13 protein-coding genes are annotated in these 12,258 nt (G+C 63.7%); 1 reads left to right on the forward strand and 12 read right to left on the reverse strand.

All coding sequences use genetic code 11. The features are described 5' to 3' along the window. Window positions 1-11: 11 nt before the first annotated feature. The 8 genes from QZ471_RS17705 to QZ471_RS17740 form a co-directional block, all read right to left on the reverse strand. A complete protein-coding gene (locus tag QZ471_RS17705) occupies window positions 12-749 on the reverse strand; it encodes a glycosyltransferase family 2 protein (protein WP_295466201.1) in 738 nt (245 codons plus the stop codon). Beyond that, complete coding sequence (locus QZ471_RS17710) at window positions 746-2,392, reverse strand: AMP-binding protein (protein WP_295466203.1); 1,647 nt, start codon at window positions 2,390-2,392, stop codon at window positions 746-748. The genes QZ471_RS17705 and QZ471_RS17710 overlap by 4 nt, the downstream gene beginning before the upstream one ends. Further along, entirely contained in the window at window positions 2,389-2,961 is a 573-nt protein-coding gene (locus QZ471_RS17715; RefSeq protein WP_295466205.1) for a hypothetical protein, read from the reverse strand. The genes QZ471_RS17710 and QZ471_RS17715 overlap by 4 nt, the downstream gene beginning before the upstream one ends. A 10-nt stretch (window positions 2,962-2,971) precedes the next feature. Continuing rightward, the gene (locus QZ471_RS17720; RefSeq protein ID WP_059230980.1) at window positions 2,972-3,226 is read right to left on the reverse strand and encodes an acyl carrier protein; all 255 of its coding nucleotides are present in this window, start codon (window positions 3,224-3,226) and stop codon (window positions 2,972-2,974) included. A 10-nt stretch (window positions 3,227-3,236) separates the two neighbouring features. Continuing rightward, complete coding sequence (locus tag QZ471_RS17725; protein ID WP_295466208.1) at window positions 3,237-3,497, reverse strand: phosphopantetheine-binding protein; 261 nt, start codon at window positions 3,495-3,497, stop codon at window positions 3,237-3,239. Then, window positions 3,490-4,257, reverse strand: coding sequence for a lysophospholipid acyltransferase family protein (locus QZ471_RS17730; protein ID WP_295466210.1), 768 nt, complete (start codon window positions 4,255-4,257; stop codon window positions 3,490-3,492). The genes QZ471_RS17725 and QZ471_RS17730 overlap by 8 nt, the downstream gene beginning before the upstream one ends. Beyond that, window positions 4,254-4,976 carry a beta-ketoacyl synthase chain length factor gene (locus QZ471_RS17735; RefSeq protein ID WP_295466769.1) on the reverse strand — a complete coding sequence of 241 codons (723 nt, stop codon included), beginning with the start codon at window positions 4,974-4,976 and terminating at the stop codon, window positions 4,254-4,256. The genes QZ471_RS17730 and QZ471_RS17735 overlap by 4 nt, the downstream gene beginning before the upstream one ends. A 392-nt stretch (window positions 4,977-5,368) precedes the next feature. Continuing rightward, complete coding sequence (locus QZ471_RS17740) at window positions 5,369-6,646, reverse strand: MFS transporter (protein ID WP_295466212.1); 1,278 nt, start codon at window positions 6,644-6,646, stop codon at window positions 5,369-5,371. A gap of 108 nt (window positions 6,647-6,754) precedes the next feature. Between QZ471_RS17740 and QZ471_RS17745 the strand changes: the two genes are divergently transcribed. Continuing rightward, on the forward strand, window positions 6,755-7,663 hold the full coding sequence (locus tag QZ471_RS17745) for a LysR substrate-binding domain-containing protein (RefSeq protein ID WP_295466214.1): 909 nt from the start codon (window positions 6,755-6,757) through the stop codon (window positions 7,661-7,663). Between the two features lie 18 nt (window positions 7,664-7,681). On the opposite strand, the gene QZ471_RS17750 is transcribed toward QZ471_RS17745, so the two are convergent. From QZ471_RS17750 to QZ471_RS17765, 4 genes are all read right to left on the reverse strand, one after another. Continuing rightward, window positions 7,682-8,920 (reverse strand): TOPRIM nucleotidyl transferase/hydrolase domain-containing protein, encoded by a 1,239-nt coding sequence (locus tag QZ471_RS17750; protein WP_295466216.1) that lies wholly within the window; start codon window positions 8,918-8,920, stop codon window positions 7,682-7,684. A gap of 53 nt (window positions 8,921-8,973) precedes the next feature. Further along, on the reverse strand, window positions 8,974-9,504 hold the full coding sequence (locus QZ471_RS17755) for an AAA family ATPase (protein ID WP_295466218.1): 531 nt from the start codon (window positions 9,502-9,504) through the stop codon (window positions 8,974-8,976). Further along, a complete protein-coding gene (locus tag QZ471_RS17760; RefSeq protein ID WP_295466220.1) occupies window positions 9,488-11,368 on the reverse strand; it encodes a 3'-5' exonuclease in 1,881 nt (626 codons plus the stop codon). The genes QZ471_RS17755 and QZ471_RS17760 overlap by 17 nt, the downstream gene beginning before the upstream one ends. Before the next feature lie 287 nt (window positions 11,369-11,655). Further along, entirely contained in the window at window positions 11,656-12,048 is a 393-nt protein-coding gene (locus QZ471_RS17765; RefSeq protein WP_295466222.1) for a globin domain-containing protein, read from the reverse strand. Between the last annotated feature and the right edge of the window lie 210 nt (window positions 12,049-12,258).

The raw sequence follows: 12,258 nt of genomic DNA on the forward strand, positions 1-12,258 counted from the left end.
CCAGTGGCCGCTCACGCGCGCACCCGGCGCCAGAGCAGGCGCGGCGCACGCACCAGCATGCCGAAGAACAGTCGGGTGTGCATGCGTGAGATCAGCACGTTGTCCTGCCAGAGGCGAAAGTGCGAGCGACCATCCAGTGGGTAGTGCACCCGCGTCGGGCGCCAGCGCATGGGCTGGTCACGCCAGGCCAGGCGCACCAGGATCTCCGGGTCGAAATCCATGCGCTTGCCCAGGCCGCCGGCCTGGATCACCGCCAGGGTCGGCGCCAGGGGATAGACGCGAAAGCCGCACATGCTGTCGCGGATCGCCAGCGACAGGCTGTTGATCCACACCCAGACGTGGGTGAGGTAGCGGGCATAGAGCCGGCCCTTGGGTACGGAAGCGTCGAAGCGCGGATAGCCGCAGATCAGCGCCTCGGGATAGGCCTGGGCCTCGGCGAGAAAGGCGGCCACGTCGGCCAGGTCGTGCTGGCCATCGGCGTCCACCTGCAGGGCATGGGTGAAGCCCAGCCGCTGCGCCTCGGCCAGCCCGGCCATCACCGCACCGCCCTTGCCCTGGTTGACCGGCAGGCGCAGCAGGTGGATGTCGGGCAGGGTCGCCAGTTCGTCCATCACCTGGGCGCAGGCCGGGCCGGAGGCGTCGTCCACCAGCACACAGGGCAGGGCGCGCTGGCGCAGGGCCTGGACCACCAGCGGCAGGGCGTGCTCGTGGTCGAACACCGGGATCACCGCGCAGGCACGAAAGCTCACGGCTGCACCTCCTTGAGCAGGATGCGCCCGGACGAACAGGCCGCTTCGCCACGGCGAAAGGCGAAGTGCAGCTTGCTGCGGCTGGCGTCGAAGTGGAAGGTCAGGGTCACCCGATCACCGGGCCGTAGCAGCTGCTGGAACTTGAGTACTTCCATCCCGGCGAAGTCTGCCGGCAGGTCGAGCTGCTGGCGGGCCAGGCGCTGCGCCCAACCGACCTGCACCACCCCCGGCACCACCGGCGCCGTGGGGAAGTGACCGGAGAAGAAGGCCAGGTCGGGGGCGATCTCCAGCTCCAGGCGCCAGCCGTCTGCCGTTCGTTCCACGCTGAGCGGCTCGATGTCCACCGGCCGGGGCTGGGCCAGCCGCCGCTCCACCTCGGCCTGGGCCAGCTTGCCCTGGGCGCTGTAGGGCAGCGCCAGCAGCAGCCGCCAGCGGCGTGGCAGGGCGATGGCTTCGCAGTGACCGACCAGATGCTCGCGCAGTTCGGCCACCAGGGCGCGGCGCCCACCGTTGCGTAGCCGGTGCAGGCCGTTCTCGCTCAGGGCGACCAGGGCGCCGAGCAAGGCGCGGCCCTGCTGCACTACGCCAAGGCGCACGTCGGCCACCGCGGGATGGCTCAGCAGCCGCTCTTCCAGGGCCGGCAGGGCGATGCGTTTCTCTTCCAGCTTGACGATGCGATCCAGCCGGCCGAGCAATTCGAAGCGTCCGTCGCCGAGCAGGCGCACGTCGTCCATGGTCTGCTCGCGCAGGCCCTGGGGCAGATAGGGCGAGGTCAGCCAGAGGGCGCCGTCATGGTCCTGGCCCAGGTCGATGTCGGCGAAGGCCTGCCAGGGCTGGGGCCCTTGACGCCAGGCGATGCCGCCGGTCTCGGAACTGCCATAGACCTCGGTGGGATAACGCCCGAAGCGCTGCTGACAGGCCTTGGCAGCCGCGCCCGGCAGCACGCCGCCGGAAGAGAACACCCGCACCACCTGGCCGAGGATGGCGTCGTCGAGATTCTCGCCCAGGCGCTTGAGCAGCGCCGGGCTGCTGATCCATACCGCGCGCTGGCCTTGGCGCAGCAGGGCGGCGGTCTCGCGATGCAATTCTTCGGTGAAGGGCAGCGCCTGGCGGGCGAAGGGCCGGCCGGCGCAGAGCGGCCAGAGCACGCGGAACAGCAGGCCGTAGATGTGCTGGGTGGAAACGCTGCCGAGGACGGTCGCCGCGCCCAGAGCTTCGCCCCAGAGGCGCTCCAGGGCGGCGACCTCGTTGGCCAGCTGGAACAGCTGCTTGGCGATCAGCTTGGGCTCGCCACTGGAGCCCGAGGTGCTCAGGGTCAACAGCGGCGCCTGCAGATCGAGCAGGGCGGGCGTCAGGGGCTCGGCCGCGGTCCAGCCGTCGAGGTCGTCGAGCCAGGCGTCCAGCGTCGGCGCCAGGCGCGCGCGGGTGGCGGGCTGGTCGTCGGCCGGCAGGATCACCTCGATCCCGGCGCGCCAGGCGCCGAGCAGGGCGCAGGCCAGGTCTTCGGCATCGCCCAGATGCAGCGCCAGGCGCTTGAGGCCGGCGCTCTGGAAGGCGGCCGCCAGCTGCAGGGCGCGCTGCTTGAGCGCGGCGTCCAGGGGGCTCGTGGCGTCGAGCAGCTCGGCCAGGGGGGTGAAACTCATGCTTGCCTCCGCACGCGCTGGCGGATCAGCCATTCACCGGCGAACAGCAGGCCCATCAGCAAGTAGGCGATGACGCCGGTGTAGAGGGTCCACCAGGCCAGCGGTGCCCAGAGCGCCAGGGTGGCGGCGGTCAGGGCGTTGCACAGGAAGAACAGGCACCAGACCTGGGTCACCCGGCGGGTGTAGCGCACCGCTCGCGGTGGCAGCTCGGGTTCGCGCAGCCGCGCCAGGCGCTCGATCACCGGCTGGCCATGGACCAGGCTCAGGCCGAACACCGCCAGCAGGAACAGGCTGAGCAGCACCGGATACCAGCGCAGCAGCACGGCGGCCTCGCTCAGCGCCAGCAACAGGCAGAAGCCCAGGGCGACCAGGGCGGTGCCGCGCTGCAGGGCGCTGGCGCCGGGTTGCAGCAGGCGCAGGCACCAGAGCGCGCCGAGGGCGGCGGCGAACAGCCGCGGCGAGAGGTGCTGCAGGCCGAAGTAGACGGCGAAGGGATAGGCAAGGCCGAGCAGGAGCAGCAGGGCACCGGCGAGCAGGCCCAGCGGTGAGCGGGAAGGCAGCGCACTCATAAGCGGCGGATCAGGCTTCCGCTTGGCTGATGCGATGGACCGCCTCGACCACGTCGCCCACGGTGCGCACCTGGCGGAATTGCTCGGCGGCGATCTTGTGGCCGGTCTGGCGGCGCAGGTGGTCGATCAGGTCGACAGCGTCGATGCTGTCGATCTCCAGGTCTTCGTAGAGATTGGCCTCCAGGGTCACCCGCTCCGGCTCCAGCTCGAAGAGTTCGACCAGGGCGTTGCGCAGGGTGTCGAAGATAGCTTCACGGCTTTGCATGGCGATCTCCTCAGGCAGCGCGCTGGGCGGCCACGAAGGCCGCGAGGCTGTTGACGTTGGCGAAATGGGTGCGGGTGTCCTTGGCTTCGGCGTCGATGCGGATGCCATAGCGCTTCTGGATCGCCAGACCCAGCTCCAGGGCGTCCACCGAATCCAGGCCCAGGCCTTCGCCGAACAGGGTCTGGTCGTCGCCGATGTCGTCGACGGTGACGTCCTCGAGGCCGAGCGCCTCGATGATCAGGCTTTTGAGCTCGAGGTTGAGGTCAGTCATGGTTGCCGGTTTCCTTCAGGTAGAGCTGGTGCAGCTGGTCGTTGAGTTCACGCGACGCCAGCGGCAGCGGCCGGCCGGCGAAGGTGGTGGGATCGATATCGGCGCCGACGTCCAGCTGGAAATCGAAGCGCCGGGACGGAATGCGGTACCAGGGCGTGGCCTTGGTCAGGGTGCTGGGCACCACGCGGATGATCACCGGGGTGATGCAGCGGGCGCCGCGCAGGGCGATGGCCGCGGCGCCGCGATGGAAGCGCGGGGGCTCGCCCGGCGTGGTGCGGGTGCCCTCGGGAAAGACGATCAGCGTCTGGCCTTCGCGCAGGGAGTCGGCGGCGGCATCGAGCATCTCGGCGCTACCGTCGTTGCTGATGTAGCCGGCGGCCTGGATCTGCCGCTTTAGGTAGGGGTTCTGCCAGAGGCCCTGCTTGACCACGCAGTTGGCGTCGGGCACCAGGCCGATGAGTACCACCACGTCGATCAGCGAAGGGTGGTTGGCGATGATCAACTGGCCCGGACGCCCCAGGCGCTCGCGGCCCTGGATGCGCAGGTTCATCACCCGGGTCAGCACCATGAAGCCGACGAAGGAACGGAACAGCCAGGCATTGGCCCGGCGAGCGCGCTGGCGGCGCCGCAGGCTATCGCCCGGCAGCGCCAGCAGGATGGGCAGGATCAGCAGGCGGAAGACCAGCGCGCCGCAGCCGAACACCACGAAGTTCAGCCCCGTGGCCAGCAGGCGGTAGGCGTAATCCAGCCGACCGATCATCCGCGCGCCTCCGCCTGCCAGTGCCAGGCGCGCCCGGCATAGGCGAGGTGCAGGGCGCCAGGCGCTTCCAGCAGGCGGAGCAGTTCCAGGGCGTGGGGCCAGGTGCTGGGCGCGGCCTCGGCCGGCGCCGGCTCGCCCCTGAGGACGCAGGTACTGCCAGGGGTGAGCAGCAGGCCGACGGCATAGGGAAAGGGCACGTCGTCGATCTGCGGCGCATAGAGGATCGGCGGGGCCTCCTCGGCGATCACCACCAGCACCCCGGTAGCGCCTTCGGCGAGCAGGGTGCAGGCTTCCAGCACGGCGTGTTCGAGGCCGTCGCGGCCGGTGGCCAGGGCGTTCATCTCGCTGTGATCGCCCCGCAGGATCGACCACTGACCGATGATGGCGTTGTGCACCGAGAGACTGAATTGGGTGGGGGAGAGCGGTTCGCCGCGGGCCAGCTCCTGGAGGATGGCCAGGGTGCGCGGCGTTTCGCCGTGGCGCGAGGCGAAGATCAGCGGCAGCGGCGCCCCGTGGGCATCGGCCAGCGGCCAGGCCACCTGGAAGGTCATGCGGGCGAGACGGCTCAGGCGCCGGCGCTGCATGGCCGACAGGAAGCTGGCGTCGGGTTGGCTGCCATCGTCCGCCGGACGCCAGGGCGCGGCGCACCACTGCCGCCAGGCGTCCTGGTCGATGAGACCAGGCGCCCAGGCGCGCCAATCGCTGATCTGGAAGTGCATGTTCACGGCTGAATCTACCCCGGAGCCTACCTGCTTGCCGTTCATCTATCCCTGATGAGCAGGGTACTGCAGCGTTCGCCGCGCATTATCCAAGCGGCTACATACCTAGGCAAACATTTGTATGAACTTTGCGAAGGAGGTGCAGTCGCCTGCGATGAGTTGGGAACAGGCTAGCGTGGTGCGACGCAGAGGGCCCCTTTTCAGGGCATGAAACGCCGCTCCGTGCGACGAGTGGCAATCGAGGAAGAAATTGACGGCAATGAGATCGCCCCCAGCTGCCTATTCTATCGCGGCCATGGCGGTCCGCCGGTGCGGCCGCTCCTACAAAGGCATCACTCACTGTAGGAGCGGCCCATGGCCGCGATCGAGCCCCCGGGCAGCATCGAGCGCCTTCAGGCGGCCGGCAGCGGCTGCAACTTCGCCAGGCGCACGGCCACGGCGAGGGCGGCCAGCAGCAGGGCGCCGATGAACAGGCCGACGCCCGTCCAGCCGCCCAGGTGCCAGCAGAAGCCGCCCAGGGTGCCGGCCACGCTGGAGCCGGCGTAGTAGCTGAACAGATAGAGCGACGAGGCCTGGCCGCGAGCCTGGCGCGCGCGCCGACCCACCCAGCTGCTGGCCACCGAATGGGCGCCGAAGAAGCCGAAGGTGAACAGCAGCATGCCCGGCAGCACCAGCCACAGTGGGGTGAACAGGGTCAGCAGCAGACCGCAGAGCTTGAGTACGATGGCCGCGCTGAACACCCGCCGCCGGCCGAAGCGATCGGCCAGGCTGCCGAACTTGGCCGAGCTGTAGATGCCGGCCAGATAGACCAGCGACAGCACCCCGATCCAGGCCTGGCTCAGGTGGTAGGGCTCGCCCAGCAGGCGATAGCCGATGTAGTTGAACAGGGTGACGAAGGCCCCCATCAGCAGGAAGGCCTCCAGGAACAGCCAGGGTAGGCCGGCATCGCGAAAGTGCAGGGCATAGCCGGCGAGCAGGCTGCGCGGCCGCAAGGGCCGCGGCTGGAAACGCCGGGAGGCCGGCAGGCTGCGCTTGAACAGCAGCGCCGCCACCAGGGCCAGGATGCCCAGGGCGCCCAGGGCGATGCGCCAGGAGACGAAGTCCACCAGCACCCCGCTGATCACCCGGCCCGACATCCCGCCCAGGGCATTGCCACTGATATAGAGGCCCATGGCATAGCCCAGGTGCTCGGGATGCACCTCCTCGGCCAGATAGGTCATGGCCACCGCCGCCACGCCCGCCAGCGACAGCCCGACCAGGGCGCGGGTCACCAGGATGCCGTCCCAGGTGGGCATCAGGGCGCTGGCCAGGGTGAAGGCCCCGGCGGCGAACAGCGCATAGACCATCACCGACTTGCGGCCTATGGCATCGGAAATCGGCCCGGTCACCAGCAGGCCGCAGGCCATCAGCCCGGTCGCCAGGGACAGCGACAGGCTGCTGGCTGCCGCCGTTAGGCCAAAGGCCTGAGAAAAGATCGGCATCAGCGGCTGCACGCAATAGAGCAGGGCGAAGGTGGCGAAGCCGCCGCAGAACAGCGCCAAGGCGGTGCGCAGGAATTGCGGCGTACCCTTTTCGATGAAGGCGTCCGGCTCGTGCTGCGCCTCGTTGGCGGCAGGACGGGATTCGAGCGGAGAGGAGGGCGGCGTAGCGGACGACCGGGACGTGTTCACGGATACCTCAGGGACAGGTCTGATGTCTTCACCCTAGGCTGGTGGCTGCCATATATCCAATATATTGTCCGTCTCGATTGATAGGTTCTGCGACTCAATGGAGGCGGCATGGAATTGCGACACCTGAGGTACTTCGTGGCGGTGGCCGAGGAACTGCATTTCGGCCGCGCGGCCCAGCGACTGAACCTGTCCCAGCCGCCGCTCAGTCAGCAGATCCAGGCGCTGGAAGCCGAGCTGGATACCCGCCTGCTGGAGCGCACCAACCGCCGTGTCGCCCTGACCGACGCTGGCCGGCTGTTCCTCGACGAAGCTCGTCAGATCCTCGCGGCCAGCGAGCGCGCCGCCGAGCGGGTCCGCCGCGCTGGTCGGGGCGAGACGGGGCAATTGCAGGTGGGCTTCAGCGCCTCCTCGCCCTTCGTCGCCACCATCCCCAAGACCCTGTTCGCCTATCGCCGCGCCTATCCCGAGGTACGCCTGCAACTGCAGGAGATGAGCAGTCGCGAACAGATCGACGCCATGCTCGCCGGCAACCTGCAGATCGGCCTGATCCGCCCCATCGAACTGCCCGACAGCCTGGTGGCGGTCGAACTCTTCCGCGAACCCCTGGTGGTGGCGTTGCGCCACGACCATCCCCTGGCCCGCCAGGGCACCGGTCCCTTGCCCATGGCCGCCCTCGCCGAAGAGCCCTTCGTCTACTTCCCGCGCACCTTCGGCACCGGCCTCTACGAACAGGTCCACACCCTCGCCGCCCGCGCCGGCTTCACCCCGCGCATCGTCCAGGAGGCCAGCGAAGTCCTCATCATCCTCGGCCTGGTCGCCGCCGGCCTCGGCGTCACCGTGCTGCCGGCTACCTACCAGCGCACCCAGATGGAGGGGCTGGTGTATCGGGAGCTGGACGATCCCGAGGCGACCTCGGCGGTGTGGTTGCTCAGGCGCCGGGATGAGGTGTCGCCGCAGGCGGAGGCGTTTGTAGGGTTGTTATTTAACAAGGCAGCTAAAGCTCAACTCTCGTTTTAAGCGAGTTGATATTTAATCTCACGTTTGAGCGCCTGCAGCTGGCTTTGCGGATGGTTCTTCGGTTGTGGGTGATATTTTAATGTCGGACAAAGCTATCCAATTCATTATATTGTTTATCGATTCTGGATCTTTGCATGTTCCATCTATTCCTTTTTCTTCGATTTTAGTCTTAAAGTTTATCCAGTCTTCTTCGGATTTGCTGAGTGTGCCTAGATGAGCTTCAATTGCACCGTTACACCAAAGCCAAATGTTGTTCTCTAGAAGCTGTCTGTGTAGTTGTTGTATGTGAGGTTTGCAGTTTATGTCTGCGCAAAGTTTTTCATAGGCTTCAGCTGCCGTGCATGGAGAGTTCTTTCCAGTAGGCAGGCCTCCGTTAAGCTTGCATTCTCCATTTGCTTCTAGTTGCTCTAGTGATTTTCTAAGCTCAACAATTTCGCCGCAGTCTTCCTTAATGAATCCATGCTTTACAGCTCCTCTGAATGCAAAGTCTAAATCCACAATGGCTACTGCCGGAAGATCAAGTTCTTTTAAAACTCGTAGTGTCTTGGGTATGTTATCCACTGATCCTGTTTCTATCAGCGCTATTTGGTGCTGGCCCAGCGTTTTTCCAAATTTTTTTGAGAATAGAAATGGAAGCAGACGAAGTTCGGTCTTTCCTTCGGTAAGAATTACTTTGTTCGAAAAAAGAACTTGGGTTGACTGGCTTAATGAGAAAATATGGTGGGCTTGGGAGAGTGAAGAAGGAAAAACCTTATCGAAAGCATCCTTCAGTCTTTTTCTGGCTATCGTTCCAGTTTCAGAGGTTTTTCTTATGAGTAGGGTGTGCTGTGCTCTTTCAGCTGTAATCATTTGTGCAGAGTGCGTCGAAAATAAAACTTGGTAGCCGTGATTTGATAGTGTATGTAAGGCCTCGCGTACCTGTTCAATGGCGAAGGGGTGCAGGTAGAGTTCAGGTTCATCTATAAGCAGTAGAGTGGTTGTGGGGTTTTCTGCTTCTTTTTTAATTTCTGCTAAATGCCTAATAAGGGCCATTTGTATTGATCGCTGAGCGCCATGCCCATATGCTGAAAAATCTCTGGATACAATATTATTTTCTTCGTAAACTCTTACAGTGCCTGCTTTGAATATATCTTCGAAGGATGGTGTTTCAAAATGAAGCTTAAGGCTGAGTCCGGGAAATAAATCATCTATTTTTGTGTTAATGGAAGCATCGATTTCAGACAGTTCGGGAAGTCTGTTGCTTCCATCGGCTGACATTCTTCTTGAGATTGCGTTGAGATGTCGGTCAATGCGGGCGGAATTTTTGTCTCTCACCGAATTGCAAAATTCCGCGAGAAGTTTCCAATAGTGCTGGTTGACTTTGATTTAGATGAGTCGTCAGCAGCATTATCCATTGCAGCAATTCGTATAGGTTCAGGAAAAAGATTTTTTATTGCATTGGATATTCCGGTTGGGTTCTTTTTAAAGCCGTTAGCTGGGTGTTGTACAAAAAGTTCTATGTCGGTGGCTTTGCTTGCGTTAATAGGTTGATTTCTTTTTATGGTTAGATTGCCATCTGTTATGAATGGAGCAATTGCCTTTCTGTGACCCTCTTCGAGCGTTTCTAGCAACTGAGGCGTTATGCCGGTTATTTGGCCGGATACAGTCACGGGTTTTTCTACATCGTTAAAGTCACTTTTACCTAAAATCTTAGGTTTTAGTAGCCACTCAATTGCAGAAAGAATGTTGGATTTTCCAGCATTGTTGTATCCTACGAGAGGCACAAAATTTGTAAGATTTATATTTAGTTCTTTGCAGGATTTGAAATTTTCTACTGATAGTTTTTCAATGTGGTGTGACATTTTCAGTTCCTTTGATTTTTTTTGAAGAAATGGTGTTTTGAATTTTGGCTGTGAAGTTAGATGCTTTTTGATAACTCATCACCAACCGATCAATCGCCCTGGTCATCGCCACATACAACAACCGCGCCTCGTCCGCCTCCGGCTCGCCCTGCTTGGGCATTTCGCCTAGTCCCGGAATCAATACCAAGCCGAATTCCAGGCCCTTGCTGGAGTGCATGCTGACGATCTTGACGCTGTCTTCGGCGTCGTAGAGCTGGGCGCGTCCCTTGTCGCTGGCGCCGGATCGGTAGGGGATGGCGGCCTTCTTGAGTTCGTATTCGGCCTGGTAGGCCTGGCTGCTGCTGCGATAGAGGATGGCCATGTCGCTGAGCGGGCGACCATTGGCCTGTTCGTCGCGGATACGGGCGATGAGCAGGTCCCATTCCTCGCGGTCGCGGCCGCATTGGATGAGTTCGGGGAAGGGGCCGCGGCGGCCGGCGCTTTCCGGGGCGATCAGGGGCACGCCGTCTTCGCTGGCGTCGCGACTGGCCAGCAGCTCGGTGGCGAAGGCGCGGGCTACGGACAGAATTTCCACCGTGTTGCGGTAGTTGAGCTTGAGGATGGTGGTGCGGCCCTGGGCCTGGATGCCGACGCTGGCGAAACTGAAGTCCAGCGCCTTCTTGCCGCCCTTGCCGCGATAGATGGCCTGGGCATCGTCATAGAGCACCAGCAGCGACTGGGTACTGGGATCAACCATCTGTACCACCAGCTTGAACCACTCGGGGGCGAAGTCGTGGCCTTCGTCGATCAGCACGGCGCTGTACTGGCCGCGGGGGATCTGGCCGCGGTCGACGCCGTCGATGGTGCGCAGCACGTACTGCTCCATCTTGGCCGCCACCGGCAGGCGCTGATCCGGCTTGTCCACCTGGTAGGCGGTGAGCATCTCGGCGCACCAGGCGTGGAAGTTCTGCACCACCACCCGCTCGCCCAGGCCCCTTTGTTCGATCACCTGGCGCAGTCGTCCGGCCAGGGACTTGTTGTAGCAGAGCACCAGGATGGGCTTGACCGAGACCTTGGCCAGGTGGGCGCAGCGATAGCCGAGGATCATGGTCTTGCCGCTGCCGGCGGCGCCGTGGATGACGCGGTGGCCGTCGCCCAGGGAGCGAGCCAACTGTTCCTGCTGCAGGTCCATGACCTTGATCAGGCTGGGCAGGGGCGCGTCGGTAGCGTCGAACAGGCCGAATTGGCCGGGCTGGCTGTTGACCCGCACCTCGGGATAGAGGTGATACCGCACCCGGTCGATCTGCGGCAGTGTGAGGGCGCAGGGAAAGACGTGGGGAAACATGTCCCAGAGGCGCTGCTGAAAGGCTTCCGGGTCGGCGGATTCGGTCATCTCGTCCTGGAACAGCACCCGCTGGGGATCGAGGACGTCGGCCAGATCGGTCTGCTCGAACTGGCGGCGGGTGATACCGGTGAGCACCACGCCCCAGCCCCAGGGCATGATCAGCTGCCCCGGATGGGGCGAGCCGGCGCTTTGGCGCAGCAGCGGGTCCTTCTTCAGCAGCAGGTCGACTTCGAGGATGTAGGAGCGGGCTTGCAGCAGGGGATTGGCGACGGTCTTCAGGCCGTCCTGGGTGTGCAGGCGCACCTTGCCAGGCGTGACGGATTCGAGGGTGGCGAGCTTCCAGTCCTTGACCTCCAGCACCAGGATGCCGCGCCGCGGATGCAGCACGACGAAATCCGGATAGCGGGCCTTGGGGCCGACCGGAACGTTGCTCCAGCAGAGGTAGTCGTCTTCGAGCAGTTTTTCCAGGCGTTCGGCGAAGCGGCGTTCACCGGGCGTATCGAACTGGCATTGGCTGCGAGCGGGGAAAAAGCGGGCCATCGGTCATCCATTCCGAGGTGCGGGCAGGGCGGATGAACCGTGACCTGTTGCACAAAAATCCTTTCGTCATACGTTAGCCAGGCGAGCGCGATGGGTAAAGCGGGGGAGGGCGTTTGCGGGGCGACTGGACCGGCTGGCCGACCGATGGTGGCTGGCAGGTGGCCGGTATTGGGGGTTTTGGGTGGGTATAGAGGTTGTCGGGTGTCTGGTTTGCCCTCACCCCCGCCCTCTCCCTAAGGGAGAGGGGGCGTTTGGTGCCTGGGCGGAGGTCGGCGGTGCTTCCTGGCTTAGTAATGGCTGCGCATCACCGCGATCCCGGCCTCCAGTACCTCCCGCCATTCCTGGCGCAGCGCGGCGTCGAAGTCGGGATCGTGCTGGGCGAGGGTAGCGAGCAGGCAGTCGATCCAAAGCTCGTAGAGCTCGGGGCCGATGTCCAGGCGGGCGCGGCTGTGGCTTTCGCCGAGGTGGCGCAGCTTGGTGGCGGGCATGCCGCGGGCGACCAGCACCAGGTTCATGATGCCGTGACGCAGCAGCAACTGCTGCGCGGCCATATCGGTATGGGTGAATTTCTCCCGCACGCTGGGCGAGCTGGCGAGGAAGCCTTGGTAGAAGTCGTCGAAGAAGGCGGGGCTGGCGCAGCAGCGTCCGTAGCTCAGCATCACGTTCTGGGCCGGCAGCATGGGCGGGTCCTGGCGGTAAGACACGCGACAGGCTGCCCGAGAGGCGCGAAGGGCGTCTTGATACCGGTCAACGGCGATCACCGCCAGGTGGCGCTGAAACATTTTGAACCAACTTTCATGACGGCTTCTCTACCTTAAGCGCAGCGGTCGTCGTGAAACCCCGAGGGCAGAGAGGGTGATCGGACCGGTTCGCTCCCATCGCCTTTGGAG

Source organism: uncultured Pseudomonas sp. (genome assembly GCF_913774235.1).
GTDB lineage: Bacteria > Pseudomonadota > Gammaproteobacteria > Pseudomonadales > Pseudomonadaceae > Chryseomonas.